This is a genomic window from Microcoleus sp. LAD1_D5 (assembly GCF_036702115.1).
GTDB lineage: Bacteria > Cyanobacteriota > Cyanobacteriia > Cyanobacteriales > Microcoleaceae > Microcoleus.
In genome coordinates, this window is the sequence record NZ_JAUBSA010000010.1 from 73,480 (window position 1) to 90,815 (window position 17,336).

General features: G+C 47.6%; 15 protein-coding genes and 1 pseudogene. 9 read left to right on the forward strand and 7 right to left on the reverse strand.

Going from position 1 to position 17,336, the window contains the following annotated elements; all coding sequences use genetic code 11:
• Nucleotides 1-20 precede the first annotated feature (20 nt).
• The 4 genes from hemE to QUA70_RS07270 all read left to right on the forward strand — a co-directional run bounded on the left by hemE (nucleotide 21) and on the right by QUA70_RS07270 (nucleotide 5,553).
• Nucleotides 21-1,085, forward strand: coding sequence for a uroporphyrinogen decarboxylase (hemE, locus tag QUA70_RS07255; protein WP_333345907.1), 1,065 nt, complete (start codon nucleotides 21-23; stop codon nucleotides 1,083-1,085).
• 337 nt (nucleotides 1,086-1,422) lie between these two features.
• Entirely contained in the window at nucleotides 1,423-2,388 is a 966-nt protein-coding gene (locus QUA70_RS07260) for an NAD(P)-dependent oxidoreductase (RefSeq protein ID WP_333324986.1), read from the forward strand.
• Between the two features lie 371 nt (nucleotides 2,389-2,759).
• Nucleotides 2,760-4,352: a B12-binding domain-containing radical SAM protein gene (locus tag QUA70_RS07265; protein ID WP_333324984.1), complete on the forward strand. Its 1,593-nt coding sequence runs from the start codon at nucleotides 2,760-2,762 to the stop codon at nucleotides 4,350-4,352.
• Between the two features lie 304 nt (nucleotides 4,353-4,656).
• Complete coding sequence (locus QUA70_RS07270; RefSeq protein WP_333345904.1) at nucleotides 4,657-5,553, forward strand: M48 family metalloprotease; 897 nt, start codon at nucleotides 4,657-4,659, stop codon at nucleotides 5,551-5,553.
• A gap of 181 nt (nucleotides 5,554-5,734) precedes the next feature.
• Here the strand turns inward: QUA70_RS07270 and QUA70_RS07275 are convergent, their stop codons facing one another.
• The 5 genes and pseudogenes from QUA70_RS07275 to QUA70_RS07295 all read right to left on the reverse strand — a co-directional run bounded on the left by QUA70_RS07275 (nucleotide 5,735) and on the right by QUA70_RS07295 (nucleotide 10,538).
• Nucleotides 5,735-6,259 carry a hypothetical protein gene (locus tag QUA70_RS07275; protein WP_333345902.1) on the reverse strand — a complete coding sequence of 175 codons (525 nt, stop codon included), beginning with the start codon at nucleotides 6,257-6,259 and terminating at the stop codon, nucleotides 5,735-5,737.
• A gap of 30 nt (nucleotides 6,260-6,289) precedes the next feature.
• A pseudogene (locus QUA70_RS07280) lies at nucleotides 6,290-6,733 on the reverse strand (Tse2 family ADP-ribosyltransferase toxin).
• A 309-nt stretch (nucleotides 6,734-7,042) separates the two neighbouring features.
• Nucleotides 7,043-8,911, reverse strand: coding sequence for an ATP-dependent zinc metalloprotease FtsH4 (gene ftsH4, locus QUA70_RS07285; RefSeq protein WP_333345896.1), 1,869 nt, complete (start codon nucleotides 8,909-8,911; stop codon nucleotides 7,043-7,045).
• Nucleotides 8,912-9,106: 195 nt separating this feature from the next.
• The gene (locus QUA70_RS07290) at nucleotides 9,107-9,580 is read right to left on the reverse strand and encodes a tryptophan-rich sensory protein (protein ID WP_333410352.1); all 474 of its coding nucleotides are present in this window, start codon (nucleotides 9,578-9,580) and stop codon (nucleotides 9,107-9,109) included.
• Nucleotides 9,581-9,692: 112 nt separating this feature from the next.
• The gene (locus QUA70_RS07295) at nucleotides 9,693-10,538 is read right to left on the reverse strand and encodes a M48 family metalloprotease (RefSeq protein ID WP_333345890.1); all 846 of its coding nucleotides are present in this window, start codon (nucleotides 10,536-10,538) and stop codon (nucleotides 9,693-9,695) included.
• Nucleotides 10,539-10,800: 262 nt separating this feature from the next.
• On the opposite strand from QUA70_RS07295, the gene QUA70_RS07300 reads away from it, so the two are divergent.
• The gene (locus QUA70_RS07300) at nucleotides 10,801-12,165 is read left to right on the forward strand and encodes an ATP-binding protein (RefSeq protein ID WP_333345887.1); all 1,365 of its coding nucleotides are present in this window, start codon (nucleotides 10,801-10,803) and stop codon (nucleotides 12,163-12,165) included.
• Between the two features lie 182 nt (nucleotides 12,166-12,347).
• Nucleotides 12,348-12,914, forward strand: a complete 567-nt coding sequence (locus QUA70_RS07305; RefSeq protein ID WP_333324970.1) for a hypothetical protein — start codon at nucleotides 12,348-12,350, stop codon at nucleotides 12,912-12,914.
• Between the two features lie 334 nt (nucleotides 12,915-13,248).
• Here QUA70_RS07305 and QUA70_RS07310 read toward each other — a convergent pair whose 3' ends face one another.
• Together QUA70_RS07310 and QUA70_RS07315 are read right to left on the reverse strand one after the other, a co-directional pair.
• Nucleotides 13,249-14,445 (reverse strand): GNAT family N-acetyltransferase, encoded by a 1,197-nt coding sequence (locus QUA70_RS07310; protein WP_333345885.1) that lies wholly within the window; start codon nucleotides 14,443-14,445, stop codon nucleotides 13,249-13,251.
• A 106-nt stretch (nucleotides 14,446-14,551) separates the two neighbouring features.
• The gene (locus QUA70_RS07315; RefSeq protein WP_333324967.1) at nucleotides 14,552-15,283 is read right to left on the reverse strand and encodes a dihydrofolate reductase family protein; all 732 of its coding nucleotides are present in this window, start codon (nucleotides 15,281-15,283) and stop codon (nucleotides 14,552-14,554) included.
• Nucleotides 15,284-15,569: 286 nt separating this feature from the next.
• On the opposite strand from QUA70_RS07315, the gene QUA70_RS07320 reads away from it, so the two are divergent.
• The 3 genes from QUA70_RS07320 to QUA70_RS07330 all read left to right on the forward strand — a co-directional run bounded on the left by QUA70_RS07320 (nucleotide 15,570) and on the right by QUA70_RS07330 (nucleotide 17,284).
• The gene (locus QUA70_RS07320) at nucleotides 15,570-15,953 is read left to right on the forward strand and encodes a photosystem I reaction center subunit IV (RefSeq protein ID WP_333324965.1); all 384 of its coding nucleotides are present in this window, start codon (nucleotides 15,570-15,572) and stop codon (nucleotides 15,951-15,953) included.
• A gap of 2 nt (nucleotides 15,954-15,955) precedes the next feature.
• Nucleotides 15,956-16,888 (forward strand): DNA-formamidopyrimidine glycosylase, encoded by a 933-nt coding sequence (locus tag QUA70_RS07325; RefSeq protein WP_333324963.1) that lies wholly within the window; start codon nucleotides 15,956-15,958, stop codon nucleotides 16,886-16,888.
• A 180-nt stretch (nucleotides 16,889-17,068) separates the two neighbouring features.
• Nucleotides 17,069-17,284 carry an NAD(P)H-quinone oxidoreductase subunit O gene (locus QUA70_RS07330; RefSeq protein WP_015178120.1) on the forward strand — a complete coding sequence of 72 codons (216 nt, stop codon included), beginning with the start codon at nucleotides 17,069-17,071 and terminating at the stop codon, nucleotides 17,282-17,284.
• The last annotated feature ends 52 nt before the right edge of the window (nucleotides 17,285-17,336 follow it).

The following is a 17,336-nucleotide window of genomic DNA, read 5'->3' on the forward strand; positions in this document are numbered from 1 at the left end:
TAAGGTAGAGAAAAGTTAAAATGTCGGCATTAAATGAAGTTCCCTTGTTGTTGCGGGCAGCCCGCGGCGAAACCCTAGACCGCCCGCCCGTGTGGATGATGCGCCAAGCCGGCCGCTACATGAAGGCTTATCGAGATTTGCGAGAAAAGTATCCCTCGTTTCGCGAACGTTCCGAAATTCCCGAAGTTGCGATCGAAGTTTCCCTTCAGCCGTGGCGCGCGTTTCAACCCGACGGCGTAATTCTGTTTTCCGATATTGTCACCCCCATGCCGGGTTTGGGCATCGACATGGACATCGCCGAAGGCAAAGGCCCGATTATCCACGCACCCATCCGCACTCAGCAGCAAATCGACAACCTGCAACCGCTGAACCCGGAAGAAAGCTTGCCGTTTATCAAAACAATCCTGAAATCCCTGCGCGAGGAAGTCGGCAACAAATCCACCGTGCTCGGTTTTGTGGGCGCGCCGTGGACGCTGGCGGCCTATGCGGTTGAGGGCAAAGGTTCTAAGGATTATGCCATCATCAAAAACATGGCATTTTCCGATCCAACTTTACTGCATCAGTTGCTGTCAAAATTCGCCGATGCGATCGCCGTTTACATGCGCTATCAAATCGACTGCGGCGCGCAAGTCGTGCAAATGTTCGACTCCTGGGCCGGCCAACTCTCCCCGCAGGACTACGACACCTTCGCTTTACCTTACCAGAAACAAGTATTCGAGCAAGTCAAAAAAACCCATCCCGACACACCGCTAATTCTCTTAGTCACTGGAAGTGCCGGCCTCCTCGAACGCATGACAAAATCCGGCGCTGATATTATCAGCGTCGATTGGACAGTTGATATGGCCGACGCGCGCAAGCGTTTGGGCCCAAACATGAACGTTCAGGGAAATCTCGATCCCGGCGTGTTGTTTGGTTCTCAAGCGTTTATTCGCGATCGAATTCTTGATACAATTCGCAAAGCCGGCCATCGCGGACACATCCTCAACTTGGGACACGGCGTGTTACCCGGAACTCCCGAAGATAACGTGCGTTTCTTCTTTGAAACCGCAAAACAAGCCGACAAATTGCTTGCAGTTGCTGCTTGATTTGATTTCGATTGTAGAATCCCATCGCATCCGGTTAATTGCACCTGATATTTGTAGGGAGACGGCAATGCCCATTGGTGTCAACTTAACGTAAAACCGACCGTCTCTTTTGTTTGTATCAAAGTCTAGATCCCCCCTAGCCCCCCTTAATAAGGGGGGGACAGGAAGGACTCAAAGTCAACCCCTACTCCCCTTAAGAAGGGGGATTTAGGGGGATCAGGACTCGAATAAAAGCGATATTCCTCATGGACTTTAGGCTTAAGTTGACACTAATAGGCAATGCCCTATCCCTACCGTTGAAAAAGCGTCGAATCCTTCCCTCTTCTCCTGCGGCAAAATGAACTCCAAAAAAATTTTTGTGACGGGTGCAAGTGGCTGTATCGGTCACTACATGGCCGAAACTTTGATTCAAGAGACAAACCACGAACTTTACTTATTAGTTCGCAACCCCGAAAAATTAAAATTTGATTGGAAAGCCCGCCCTGGCATCCATATATTACAAGGCGATATGCGAGATATCGATCGACACGCCGAACTTCTGCAAACAATTAATGTCGCAATTTTAGCTGCCACTGCTTGGGGAGGAACTCAAGAAGTGTTTGACGTTAACGTAACCAAAACTCTGCGCCTAATTCAACTACTTTCCCCACAGACTTGCCAACAAGTAATTTATTTTTCAACGGCCAGTATTCTCGGTAGAGACAACAATTTGCTCAAAGAAGCCGGGGAACTGGGGACGGATTATATTAGCTCAAAATACAACTGCATGGTGCATTTGTCAGCTTTGACAAATGTGCCTCCAATTACCGCACTTTACCCGACATTAGTATTGGGAGGAGACGCAGAAAAACCAGTCTCTCACTTGTCATCTGGCCTGCCACTTGTCGCCAAATGGATTGGTTTGATTCGCTGGTTTAAGGCAGATGGCAGTTTTCACTTCATCCACGGCGCAGATATTGCTAAAGTAGTTAATTATTTAGTTGAACATCCGCCGGCTTCCGAGGAACCGCGACATTTTGTGCTAGGAAATCCGGCGATTACAGCTAACGAAGTGGTAGAACAAGCTTGCCAGTATTTGAATAAAAACATATTTTTTCGGATTACTCTGTCACCTTGGCTGGCGGATTTCTTTATTTGGCTGTTCCGAATTCAGGTGGCTGCTTGGGATAGATTTTGCATCAGCTACCGCCATTTTACCTATCAAAATCTTGTGAATCCCGAAAGCATAGGAATGCCGAGTTACTGCGGCACAGTTGCCGATATGTTAAGAACTAGCGGGATTCCCGGCAAAGATTCAAATTAGAAGGAAAAGGGAACAGGGAAGAGGGAATGTGTACCTTACGAGATATATATAGGGTGCGCCGAGGCGCATTTTACGAATAATGTAAGTTTTTCAAATTCTTTTTTGCCTTAGTCCCATGCTTTTTAAATGCGATTATCGTCAATTAAGGGTCAAATACGATAAGATATCAGCATTTGCAAACTTTAACAGGGAACTGCAAGCTAAAAATTGCGCTGACGATCTTTGTCTTAGGGGGTCTCACCCCTCGCCCGATATTCGATCGAGTGCAAGATCGTAATTTTAGCCTTAACATTAAGTCTTGAGAGTCGATCGAACTCTCAAACACGCCAGGCCGATCGCAAGTTGTTTACTGATGTGAGGTTTAACATATAATGCGAGTTCTTCTAGTTTACCCGCTGTTTCCGAAAACATTTTGGTCTTACGAGAAAATCCTAGAATTAGTCGATCGTAAAGTTCTGCTGCCACCGCTGGGTTTGGTAACAGTAGCCGCTATTTTACCCCAAGAATGGGAGTTTAAGTTAGTTGATCGCAACATCAGACAAATCACCGAAGCAGAATGGGAATGGGCAGAGCTCGTTATTCTCTCCGCCATGATTGTCCAAAAAGAAGATTTGCTAGACATAATTCGCGAAGCAAAACGGCGCGGTAAATCCGTAGCTTGCGGCGGCCCTTACCCGACTTCAGTACCCGAAGAACCTCAAGCAGCGGGCATAGATTACCTGATTCTCGACGAAGGCGAAATCACCTTGCCGATGTTCGTCGAAGCAATACAACGGGGCGAAAAAAGTGGAATTTATCGATCGGACGGCGTAAAACCAGATGTTACCACAACCCCAGTTCCCCGCTTCGATTTGCTGGAATTAGACGCCTACGACTCAATGTCAATTCAATTTTCCCGAGGCTGTCCTTTCCAGTGCGAATTCTGCGACATAATCGTCCTCTACGGGCGCAAACCCCGCACCAAAAACCCCCAACAATTGATCGCAGAATTAGACTATCTCTACAACTTGGGCTGGCGGCGCGGCGTGTTCATGGTAGACGACAACTTTATCGGCAACAAACGAAGTGTCAAACTGTTACTAAAAGACTTAAAAGTTTGGCAAGAGGAACACAAATTCCCGTTTACTTTCAACACCGAAGCATCCATCGATTTAGCCCAAGACCAAGAATTGATGGAGATGATGGTAGCTTGCAATTTCAATGCAGTGTTTCTGGGAATTGAAACTCCCGATGAAGAAAGCTTGCAAATGACCAAGAAATTCCAAAATACCCGCAATTCCCTGATAGAATCGGTAGAGTTGATTGCGAAAACTGGTTTGCGAGTAATGGCCGGATTTATCATTGGATTCGACGGCGAAAAACCCGGTGCCGGTCAGCGCATTGTAGACTTTGCCGAAGCTGCTGCAATTCCGAGTACAACCTTTGGAATGCTCCAAGCTTTGCCTCATACTGCATTGTCCCACAGACTCGCAAAAGAAGGGCGGTTGCGCGACAAATCGGGCAACCTCAACCAGACTACTTTGATGAACTTCATTCCCACGCGGCCGCTAGAAGATATCGCTAGGGAATATGTCCAAGCATTTTCTGATGTGTACGATGCTGAGAAATATTTAGACCGCACCTATCGCCACTTCTTGATGCTGGGTGCGCCTACAGCAAATATACCTGCAAGAGTTCCCAGTTGGATCGATTTGCGGGCGCTGCTAACTGTGGTTTGGCGGCAAGGAGTCAAGCGCAGCACTCGCTGGAAGTTCTGGCATCATTTGTTCAGCATTTTCAAGCGCAATCCTGCGGTTTGGGATCATTACTTAACTGTGTGTGCTCACAACGAGCATTTCCTCGAATACCGCCAGATTGTGAGGGATGAAATCGAAGCTCAATTGGCTGAGTTTTTGGCTAATGAGTCTCAAACTGTATATCAAGAACCTGTTTCTGTTGAGGAAAAGCAAGTGCAAGCGGTTTAGGGTTCGAGAATTCAACCGCAGATAAACGCAGGTAAACGCAGATGAATGTAAGATAGTCTGCGTTTATTTTATTTTTAATCTCGTTTCCAGGTTCTGGCTGGAAATGTCATATCCTGCGGCTCAGCAGCCTCTTGAGAGCAGGCGAGAGAGCCTTCCGACGGATTCCCCGTTTTTCACTGAAAAGGTGAAATACTACTATTGGCGGCAGCAGTTATTTCGGCAGATAGAGACGCGATCGCCCCCAAGTATGAAAATCTAATAATAAGCTCAAAAATATCAAAATATCGATCGCCCTCCACCCGCCATGTTAGGAACAAATCAACTCAGAACAGCCGCTCTCTTAGGACTCCTAAGCGGCCTTCTCGTTTTAGGAAGTTATTATTTAATCGGCAACGAGCAAGGACTTTACATCGGTTTAGCACTAGCCGCCTTCTCAAGTTTTAGCTCTTGGTACTATTCCGACACGGCAGCGTTAATGGCTTACCGCGCTCAGCCGATCGCCCGCAGTGAAGCACCAGAAATCTACGATATGGTAGCATCGCTGAGCGAAAAAGCGCAAATTCCGGTGCCGAAAATATTTCTAGTTCCTACTCAATCTCCGAACGCATTCGCCACAGGGAGAGACCCGGAACACGCGACAATAGCAGTTACTGAAGGCATCATCAAACTGCTTTCTCGCGAAGAATTAGAAGGCGTTTTAGCGCACGAACTGACGCACATCCGCAACCGCGACACCCTCACTCAAGCAGTTGCAGGAACAATTGCCGGTGCAATTACATTTATCGGGCGAATTCTGACTTTTGGAGCACTTTACGGCCCGGTAACGCGGGATAGCAGACAAGGCCCGAATCCGTTTGGTTTGCTATTTTTAATCATTTTAGCACCGCTATCAGCAACCGTAATTCAAATGGCGATTTCTCGGACGAGGGAATTTGCAGCAGACAGCGGTGCGGTGGAAATTACCAATAACCCGATCGGCTTAGCAAACGCGCTGCAAAAATTGGAGAAAATGGGTCATGAAATTCCCATGCACGGCAATCCTGCGATGTCGCCGCTGCTCATTGTGAATCCTTTTTCGACTAAAGGTTTGCAGTCACTTTTCCGCACTCACCCACCGACAGAGGAGCGGATTCAGCGCCTTTTGGAAATCGCGCAGCAGCAGCAAGGTACTCCAGTTATGGCTTACATAAACGGAGTTTGAGCGATCGACAATGCAGCAACAATATGGAGAAACCCGGTGTTTTGAAGCAACCGGGTTTCTGTATGTTTATAATGGTAACTGTATGGAGCGACTAATTCGATAGGTAGGGGCGATCGCTATTTCTGCAAACATCGCACAGTTTGGTATTTACTGTGAGGGGTGATGCCTCCATTGAAAGGATTTACCCCACGCTCAGCAATTCATCAAGCTTGTTCTTTAAGTCCGGTGATGCTAGTAGTGGTCTATAAACTTCACCTTCATAGGGCTTCCAAACATATCCAAGGCTGAACGATCGAAAAACCGAAGATGCTCCCGTTGCTTGCCAAACAGCTTCAGCTAAAACCAATCCAGGAAAAACCAAGGCAGGCTCTTTAATCAATTCGCTGTAGGTTCTAAACTCATCTACTTCCATACCAACTAAAGCATACCGAAACGGTGGAGAAAACCGCAAACTCTGATACAGAAGTATACCTATTTCCGTCATTAAATAAGCACTTTCTGGAGTGTCAATCCCAATCTCACTGAGGCCACTTGGACAAACACGACACCACCAATTTTCTTCTATATCCTGAAAACTTTCTGCCCGACATTGGGAATGTCTACCGTTTGAGATTACCCAGGAAATTTCATTGAAATATTGAGCAAATTGCTGTGCTTCAGATTGCTTTGTGCCACATTCAGCCGATAAGCTAAACACCCATGCCATTGCTGTTCTCCCGTTGACTAAATTAAACTATCAAACTTTCTCCCATTCGTTCTGTGTCTGGGCCAGGGCTGCTTCATATTTCTCTAAAAGCATTGTAGCGCTTGGCAAAATACTGACATGAGTTGGACTATCTTGCACAGCTTCAATATCTCCGACGATCTTGCTGTCGTCAATCTGCCAAAGAGGATCTTTTCCTGTTCCGCCAAATTTTGGGGGTTTGCGGAATTGTTGTAAGCCTTCGATAGAGAGGGATACAGACATTCCTTTTGTGTTTGTAATGGCTACAGTGACAGACTCCTGTGAAGACTTGCGCCCTGTTTCTGGTAGTAAATAACCTTGTTCATCCAACCAGTCTTTGGGTACTTGCTAAACATCAATGTCAATACTGGGTCTGACTCCCAGTAGCCTCGCGCTGCGTCCCATTTTGGGTTTACCGTTTTCTTCTGCCATGCCTCGATAATAGAGTCTTGCCATTAGCCTTTTATCAGCCCAACTCGATCGCCCAACCAATCATAATGTAATTTCTGTATTGGTTGGATGCGATCGCTCTTTGTTGTTGCAGCTAATTCGTGAGATGTCACTGCTCATTTATTTTGATTTGAGTATCAGGGAGAGCGCCCTGTGATTGCTCTCCCTTAATACAATTACTTGCGATCGCACAAACGCGGGTTTGTCCGTTTGCCGTTGTCTGTTTCAGTCGGCTCATCCTGGAGTGCGATCGCAAAACGCAGATGATTTGGAATCATCTGCGTTCATCTGCGGTTTAATTAAACCCTATTAAACTCAAGCCGCAACCTTATCTAAAGGCCGCACTTGACCGAGGAATTCGCGAAGTGCATCACCTTCCACCACCTCAGTTTCCAACAGTTTCTGCGTAATTGTTTCCAACAATTCCCGATTTGCTTTCAGAATATCCAAAGCTTGCTGATGTGCAGTTTCGACAATTTCCTTCACTTCTTGGTCGATCGCCTCAGCAGTCTGAGCACTTACAGCGCGGCGGGCATTTCCCATACCATCGTTGAGGAACATTGCTTGTTGACCTCGATCGTAAGCTAGAGGCCCCAAAACCTTACTCATCCCGTAAGTTGTCACCATCCGTTCAGCTAAATCAGTCGCCCTTTGCAAGTCATTTGAAGCACCAGTAGTAATGCTACCAAAAACGACTTCCTCAGCCGATCGCCCTCCAAGCAGTGTAGCAATTTGACCGCGCAACTCCGATTCATCTAACAAGAAACGGTCTTCTGTCGGTACTTGCAACGTGTAACCCAATGCTGCCATACCGCGCGGGACGATCGAGATTTTCGCAACTTCGCCGCCGCCGGTCAGTGCGGCACCAACCATCGCGTGTCCGACTTCGTGGTAAGCCACAATCTTTTTCTCTTTTTCATTGAGCACCCGGCTTTTCTTTTCCAAGCCGGCCACAACGCGCTCAAACGCCTCAAAAAAGTCTTCCTGCGCTACAGTTAGTCGTTTGTTGCGGGCCGCCAACAAAGCAGCTTCATTGACCAAATTTGCCAAATCTGCGCCCGAAAAACCAGGGGTGCGAGTGGCAACTGCCTTCAAGTCAATATCCGGGCCCAACTTCACTTTTTGAGAGTGAATGTTCAAAATTTCTTCGCGGCCAGATAAATCGGGGCGATCGACCAAAACTTGGCGATCGAAACGACCAGGACGCAACAAAGCAGCATCCAAACTTTCTGGGCGGTTAGTTGCAGCCAACACAATTACCGTAGTATTGCCCGCAGCAAAACCATCCATTTCAGTTAACAATTGATTGAGAGTTTGTTCGCGTTCGTCATTCCCACCGAAGCTAGCGTTACTGCTACGAGATTTGCCGATCGCATCCAATTCATCAATGAAAATAATACAAGGAGCCTGTTTCTTAGCCTGCTCGAATAAATCTCTCACTCTTGCAGAACCAACACCTACAAAAAGTTCAACAAACTCCGAACCCGAGATGCTAAAAAACGGCACGCCAGCTTCACCAGCTACTGCTTTTGCTAACAGAGTTTTGCCAGTTCCCGGAGGCCCAACTAACAGCACGCCTTTCGGAATTCTCGCACCGATTGCCGTAAATCTGTCGGGAGTTTTCAGGAATTCCACAACTTCGACTAATTCAGTTTTAGCCTCTTCAACTCCGGCCACATCAGCAAAAGTAATTTTCGCCGATTCGCCTTCTACATAGACCTTAGCTTTGCTTTTGCCGATCGAAAGTGCACCCTGTGGCCCGCCACCGCCCCGGTTCATAAAAAATTGAAAAATCGCCACAAAAATCAGCGGCGGCACCACCCAGCTTAAAACACTGCCAATCCAGCCATTTTTGGAAGGAGGAGTTGCCGCAAATTCAACGCCTTTTTCTTGTAAAAGTTTAGGCAGTTCTAGGTCAAAAATCGGTGTCGTTGACAGCACTTGACCGGGTTGGTCGCCTTCGCCTTTTAGTTGGTAGCGAATTTCACTTTGGCCTACCGAAGCTCGCGCTACATCTTGTTCTTGAACCTGATGAACGAACAAGCTGTAAGGCACTTGCGGAATTTGTGGCCCGAACAAATTTGGCAAAAAGATATTTGCCAGTATAAACAGACTTGAGAGCAATAACAAGATATTGCTAATTTGTCGAAAACGAGGTGGTTGGGGCTGGTCTTTAATTGCCATTGATAACTATCATCCTTTAACTTTAACCAGTTTAATTCATCTATTTTCTCATCAACTACGCACACACTGTTAAGCGGATTTCCTCACTCGATCGGTCGGTTAACCCAGCAGCAAGAATGTGCTACTATTAACAATGTTTTTTTTAACTAACCGCTGCGATGTGCCTTAGTAGGGTGCGCCTTCCACACCGAATATTTATGCAGATTCTGGGTTTAGCTGAATCATTTCCCAAGTGGTATAAGTGCCGATCGCACCCCAAATCACGTAAGGCAAAAGTAACAAACCCGCGGTTTGAGAAATCGGCAAAACAGCCAATGTCAACACAGCTCCCACAATCTCGCCAGCCCCTCCCAACATTGTCCCTACTTTGAGACTTTTGGCTCTGAGAGTAGTGGGAATATAAGCAACTGTTACAACTTCTAAAAGCAAGTACAAAGCCATCAGCAGCCAAGTTTTAATGCTCCCTGGCTCATGTTCCCACACGAAAGTAGCGCTGCCGGCCCCGCAAGCAAAAATCACCGTCCAAATTAACGGAATAGCAGGCTCAAAAAACATCCAATCCGGTCTTTCAAGTTTGACTGCCCAGTTAATATCGCGCAGTTTAAAAAACAGAGTACCGAACGCGACTAAGAAAGTCACGCCGCCGATAATCATCCAAGATTCAATCATGGTTTTCAACTTTCCAATTGCTCGATCGCTCATTAAGTCGATCGTGCCAAATTACCATCCAACTTATATCGGCCTTTAGCATGAAGTTTTGTGAAGCTCGATGTAATTCTTGCTAGGGAGACAACACATTCTTAGCAAACTCATCGCGTCCAGACACCAAATTAGCTGGAACGCCGTTAGGGAAATTTTGCGCGATTAAAGCTTGCAACTTTTCAACTCGGTTTTCAGGGTTTGGGTGAGAACTCAAAAACTCCGGCGGCGCTTCGCCCTTCCTAGCGGCACCGAGAATTTGCATCACCTCAACAATAGCTCTAGGATCGTAACCCGCTTCCGTCATAAACCGAAAACCGAGCTGATCGCTCTCAAGTTCATCCGATCTACCGTACCGCAAACCGACAACTTGATTGACAGCTTGAGCAATTAATGCTGCCTGCTGCCCGCCCCCGCGATCGTCGCTAGTAGCCACCCCAACCGCCGTTACCAAAGACCTGCCGAACTGCTGTTTTGCCAAGTGTTCTGCACCGTGGCGCCCCACAACGTGACCGGCTTCGTGTCCGAGTATAGCGGCCAACTGAGCCTCCGAATTCAGCCGCCGCAGCAGCCCCGCAGTAATGAAAACTTGTCCCCCCGGTAAAGCAAAAGCATTGACAGTTTGGGCGTCTCGCAGCAGGTGGAATTCAAACGGATAACCCGCTTGTTTCGCCACCGAACCGTTGACAACTCGTTCGCCGACTCGATCGAGATACTGCTGAATACTCTGGCTGGGATAAAGCCCCCCGTGCTTGGCGGCCATTTGATCTCGCGCCTGCAATCCCAAAACTATCTCTTGGCGGGGAGAAAGCTGCACCCGCTGTCTCTCTCCAGTTACCGGATTTTCTACGTCGTTTGTAAAATAGGTGATTGCCCCAAAAAATGCCATTAATAGCCCGATCGCGGCCCGGAATAAAAACTTGGTCACAGGCTTTTACCTAAAAAGTTTCGCGCTTAGAATACTAGGGTGACAGCTCTCTCCACATCTGTCTGAAGTATCAAAAATGGAAACTTGTTAGACATTTTTTTTGATGATTTGCGAACAAGGCTTTTTTTAACTAACCGCGAAGGCGCGAAGGGCACGAAGGAAGAGAAGAAGAGAAGAAGATAATAGAAGGACGTTATAGTTATTAAATCGGTTAAATCTGTTGAATCAATTACACAATCCGTTGCCGAACTTCCTTCGCAATATGTTTCAAGCTACCCGCCGCCGCCTCGCTATTTGGTACACTGCCGTTACTGCTGTATTATTACTTGTATTCGCCACAGGTTTCTATTTCTACGTCCGCAATACTTTGATCGATCGCATTGATGACACCCTCAATCATGTTGTCGAAGTAATAGAGCGAACTCTCGTTATTGAGCCGCCAACTTTCCCTACTACCAAAGATCAAAATAAGTTGCAAGTTAATATTCAAGCCAGTTTTCGAGATAGCACCGATGCAGTAGAAGATGACCACATTGATTTAGAATGGTTCAGTCCTACGGGCGAATTGCTGTGGTCTACATTATCGGAACCGCTGAATATTCCCATTCACGCTAACCGCACCGGCGAAACAGTTTGGATAATTAATAATAAGTTGCAGTCCGATCAAAACTATTCCCTCAGACAAGTAACGCAGCGAGTAGAAACCGGCCGCCAAGTCCTGGGATATTTACGAGTCAGCCATCCTTGGTTTGAAGTGACAAAACCCATCCGCCAATTAATTCTCGATTTGATTTTGGGCGCGGGTTTAACTCTAATTTGCGTTGCAGCTATTGGCTGGCTGCTGTCGGGATTGGCGATGGCACCGATACGGGAGTCTTACGGGCGTCTCAAACAGTTTACCGCTGATGCTTCTCACGAACTCAGAAATCCGATCGCCACTATTCAAACCAACGTCCAAGTAGCTTTGGCCGAACCGGATATCGAACCGCAGCAACACCAACAGCTACAAGTTATCGAACGCCTCACCCGCCGCTTGGGGCGCTTGGTTGATGATTTGCTGTTTTTAGCCAGACAAGACAGCGGTATCGTGCAGCAGCAGTGGATTGAGGTTCCCCTCGATGCTTTGCTGATGGAGGTAATTGAAGAACAACAGGCGATCGCCACAACCCAAAATCTCTCTCTTTCTTTGGAAATTGTCGATCTGCCCAAGGCTGAGGACAACTTTACACTCTTGGGCGACTGGGATCAACTAGCCCGACTGTTTACCAATATCATCAGCAACGCCGTGCAGTACACGCCCTCTGGCGGTCAAATTCAAGTAGAATTGCAACTTGCAGCTAAAAACAAAAGAAATTCGCCGATCTTAAATCCAGCGCTGCAAATCAAAGTAACAGACACCGGCATCGGGATTTCCGCAGAAGCCCTGCCGCATTTGTTCGATCGATTCTACCGCGCAGATCCCGCCCGAACCCACCGCAGCGCCGCCGGTTCCGGTTTAGGATTAGCCATCGCCAAAGCAATTGTCGAAAATCACCGCGGCCAAATCCGCATTGACAGCCAAGTCGATCGAGGTACAGCCGTTATCGTCACCCTCCCCGCCCACAAATCAGAAGCATCTCACCCCTAAAACTTCCCCTCCTCCTCTCTTCCTCTGCGCCCTCTGCGCCCTCTGCGGTTTAAAAAAAATCTACCCCTCAAACCCTTATTCTTCCTACCTCGCGGCCAAACCCAACTATTAAAATTCAATTCCGCCATAGATTAACATAAACGTTGTTGGAAAACCTCGATCGAACTTGTGAGGAGTTATTTATGTTTCGCCACAATCTACCGTTAAAAAAAATCAGCTTGCTAGCAGCCACCTGCGGAGGTTTACTCGTTAGTCTCGCAACACTTTCCCAGGCCGGCGGCCCACCGCCCCAACAAGGAAAACCCGTTTCCCAACCTGCTGAGACTCCCGCAGCCACTGAAGAACCCGTCAGCGAACCAACTCCGGCTGCAAGTCCGGGCCTCAGCGGGATGCCCTCTACACCCACAGACGCGCCTGCCCGCTTCCCCATGCCCAGTGCGCGAGTTACGCCTGCCGAAGGCATGATAGTAATTAAACTGGTGAATACCACCAATGCTGTCATCAATTATCAAATTGTAGGCGTGACCCAGCCGCGCACTCTGGGCGAACAATCGGAAATTTTGCTGAAAACCATCCAAGTGCCAATCACCCTCACTTACCAGCGCCCAGACGGCGGATTGCTGCTGGTTCGCCCCCAAGCAACCGCGATGCCGGGAATGTTGCAAGTCAGTTTCGGCGCGACAACTGAGTTGGACGCTGATACAAAATCGCTGCAAATTCAGGAAGATGGCAAGGTAATTTTGAATTAGTTTAATTAGTTGACGGTTGACGGTTGACTGTTGACTGTTGAGTGTTACCATTCGTGTCAACTTAAGACTAAAATCCATAATAAATATCGTTTATATTTGAGTTTCGATCCCCCCTAGCCCCTCTTAATAAGGGGAGTAGGGGGTGGGACAAGACTATTCTTACCTCCCCTATAACTCCCATTAATAAAGGGGAAAGAGCATTCCAAGTCCCCTTCTTAAGGGAGATTTAGGGGGATCGAAACTTCGATACAAACGAGATATACACAGGGTTTTAGTATTAGGTTGACACCGAGGGGCTGTTACTAATTTCCACTTCCCAATCCCCAGTCAACCGTCACTCGCCGAGTAACAAAGGAGGTAACTTAGTAAAAGGTAAATCCTCGTTGACTGCATCAATTTCTTCCTGTTCTCTTTCGTTGATTTGACCGATATAAGACTTGAGAATTTGGGCAAGACGGTTGTTATAAAATCGGTGCAAACTATAATTTGGCGTAGCTGGAAAGCCGCGCCGTTTTTTGTGCCTGCCACCGGCCCCCGGATCGAAGCTTTGGATGCCGTGATCGATCGCCCATTCGATCGGCGTATAGTAGCAAGCATCGAAGTGCAAGCAGTCGATTTCCTGCAAACTTCCCCAATAACGCCCGTACAGTCGATCGCCCTTATACAAACAAAAAGACATACCCACCGGCTGTCTCTCATCTTCCTTGTCGTAGGCGGCTACAAATAAAACTCGATCGCGATAATTGTGGTGCAACTGTTCAAAAAATCGCTTAGTCAGATACTTGCTGCCCCACCAACCAAATTTGTCGCAAGTATTCTCATAAAAAGCATACATTTGACCAAACATGGCTTGTGGAATTTCATCGCCAGTCAGCGTTTTTACCAACAAACCAGCTTGGTCAACTGCTTTGCGTTCGCGCTTGATATTGCGGCGCTGGTTGGCATTAAATGCGCCTAAATAATTGTCAAAATTTTGATAGCCTTGATTTTGCCAAATATAGCTGTGGTGCAGCCAACTGCTGAAACCGTGGCGTTCCATTCTTTCGCGCCATTCGGGAGCGACATAAAGGAAATTGCAACCGGAGATATTGTGGCGATCGCAAAAATGGTCGATCGCGCTTACCATTACTCCCGTTAACTCGTCTTCATCTTCCCCCTCGGCAATCAAAAACCGATAGCCTTCAGCCGGAGTAAACGGCGTCATTCCCATCAATTTCGGATAATAGTGAACACCCAAACGTTGGGCTAAATCGGCCCACTGATTATCGAATACAAATTCGCCGTAGCTGTGACTTTTGACATAAAGTGGGGCACAAGCAATCAACTGTTTGTCTCGCCAGACTGTTAAGTGATGCGGTAGCCAACCGGTTTTACCTGTCGCACTGCCCGAGACTTCGAGATTGTTAAGCCAATCCCATTCGAGAAATGGAGTTTTTAGTGGCATCGCCAAGGCATCCCACGACGCTTGCGGGATTTCGCCTATTTTGCTAATCCAGGCTACAGAATATTCAGGTTTTGGCTGTTTCAGCATAGGGAGATTTGAGCGTAGAGCGATCGAACTTCATTTAAGTTAATATAATTTCCCCTGTTCGACATTTGTTAACAGCCTCTGCCGGGGAACCAGTTAAAATGCGGGACTACCGATCGACCCGATAATGCAAAAATACCTCTTGTCCCACCTGTTTAACCGCCAACAGTTCCAATTTCAAAGCTACATCCGCCAAAAAACCCTTTCCCTCCACTGGTGTCGGTGCATCCGCCCCGCCCAAAATTAACGGGCACACCGTCAGCCAAAGTTCGTCTACCAAGCCTCCAGCCAGCACAGACGCTACGAGTTTTCCCCCACCCAGAATCGCCAAGCGTTTGATACCGAAGCTTGCTAGCTGTTGAAACGCATCAATCCAATCAATCTCTCCACCTGCGGTTTTCGCATAGATAATTCGATCGAACTTACTGTTTGTCATGGGGTAGGGAAACATCGCCGTTTCCCCGTCTTTCGTCGGAAGAGGAGACGGCAATGCCGTTTCCCTACTGTCTTGCCCCGTCAGCAGCCAGCGAGGTACCGGTTGCTGAAAAAATCGCAAGTTTGGGTCAAATTGGGACGATCGCGAACACACAATTTGCACCGGTTGTGGGGGCTTCCCTTGCAGTTCCCTCTGTTTGAGCAATTCCGGCGAAATCACTCTCATCGTCGTCCCATAAGCCTGTAACGTGCCGTTGCCGAACAAAACGGCGTCACTTGCTGCTACTTGCTGTTCGAGGTGGGATTTGTCGTTGGCAGAACCGAATCTCGCGGGCGATCGGACTGCATCTGCTATTTTACCGTCCGCACTAATCGCGAGTATTACTGTTGCGTGAGGTTCAGTCATAACTTATCAGAATTTCCCAGAACATTAAACTGTAGCAATTCACAACTATTTGTAAAGTTTGTTTTCAACTCGATCGTACTGCTTTTATTTGACGGATAATGTGGGTTTATTTATTTTGCAACCGCAGCGATCGCCCTAGCAAAGTATTTACTTTTCTTTACAAACAGCAGACAAAAAACGACGTGAGAGGTAAAAAATCCGTTGCAGACTTTAAATGCGTCGCGCGATCGACTAGAGTAAAAAAAATGGCTTGATCCGTTTATTCATCGCAAAGGAAAAAAAGCTCATGGTTCAACGCGGTTCTACAGTCCGGATTCTCCGCAAAGAATCCTACTGGTATCAACAAGTGGGCACCGTTGCTACGGTAGACCAAAGCGGCATTAAATACCCAGTTATCGTTCGCTTTAACAACGTAAATTATGCAGGCGTCAACACCAACAACTACGCCGAAAGCGAATTAGTGGTAGTGGCAGGACCTACAGCAAAATCGAAAACAGGGACTCCAGTAGCTTCCGGCGGCAAACAAACCACGCTCGACGAGAAAACTCGGCAAACCGGCCAGGGTAGCCCCTCGCAGCAGCCGAAAACTACCGCGGACAGCAAAGCGGGCTCCGAAACCCCCGGCACCGTCCAAGGTTCGCCTCAAGGTCAAGGAACAGAACAACGCTAATTGTGCCAGAACTGCCAGAAGTTGAAACTATTTGCCGGGGTTTGAATCAAGCAACCCTCGATCGAGAAATGTTGGGCGGGGACGTGTTGTTAAACAGCACGATCGCCCGCTCAATCTCTGCGACCGATTTTTTGACAAAACTCAAAGGAAAGTCGATCGCCCGCTGGTACAGACGCGGCAAATATCTACTGGCAGAACTATCTCAATTCCCAGAAGGAGAAAGAGAGAAGGGGAAAGGGGGAGAATTTAGGGATCAAACTCCAAGGTCTTCCCCTCTTCCTTCTTCCTTCCTCCTTCCTTCAAAAGCCGGTTGGTTGGGCGTTCACCTGCGAATGACCGGGCAACTGCTGTGGGTGAACCGATCCGAACCCCTGCAAAAACACGCGCGAGTGCGGCTGTTTTTTGAGGGAAACCAAGAACTGCGGTTTGTAGACCAGCGCACCTTCGGGCAAATGTGGTACGTGCCGCCAGAAACCGAGGTTTCCAGCACTGTCATCGGTCTGAAACTCTTAGGCCCCGAACCGTTTTCCGACGAGTTTACAACAGAATATTTGACCCGCAAGCTGCAACGGCGGGCGCGACCCATAAAAACAGCTTTGCTAGACCAGGCACTGATAGCTGGTTTGGGCAATATTTACGCAGACGAAACTTTGTTTTTGTCGGGAGTGATGCCCACAACTCTGTGCGCGGATTTGACCGCAGAGCAAATTGGGCGCATCCATACAGCTATTATTCAAGTTTTACAGAAGGCGATCGACTCCGGTGGCACCACTTTTAGCAATTTTCTCAACGTCCAAGGTGTCAACGGCAACTACGGTGGCGTCGCTTGGGTGTACAATCGCGCCGGTCAACCCTGCCGCACTTGCTCCACAACTATCGATCGGATAAAATTAGCAGGGCGATCGACTCATTTTTGCCCCATTTGTCAGACATAGGAAGCAGTCAATGGATTTTAGGCTTTAGATTTTAGATTTACCTCAGGAATCGCACCCCTTTATTCATTAGTCCGCGTAGGCGGACTTCGTTTGTTTAGTAGCGATTTCAATCGCCGAGTGACTTTCAAGGCCAATCTAGATTAAAATTTGTATAGTTTTTTAAACTAAACAAAGCAAGTTATGGCAATCAAAAAAGGCAGTATAGTTCGCGCTGTACGCGAAAAATTGGAAAACAGTCTAGAAGCCAAAGCCAGCGACCAGCGCTTTTCCTCGTATATATTTGAAACAAAGGGCGAAGTGATGGATGTTCGCGGCGACTATGCCTTCGTCAAATTTGGCAAAGTACCCACCCCCAATATTTGGCTGCGGGTAGACCAACTCGAAGATTTTAAGTAACTCACCAAAACTAAACATCACGGTTCTTAATGTAGCGAAGGGTGCACACCGC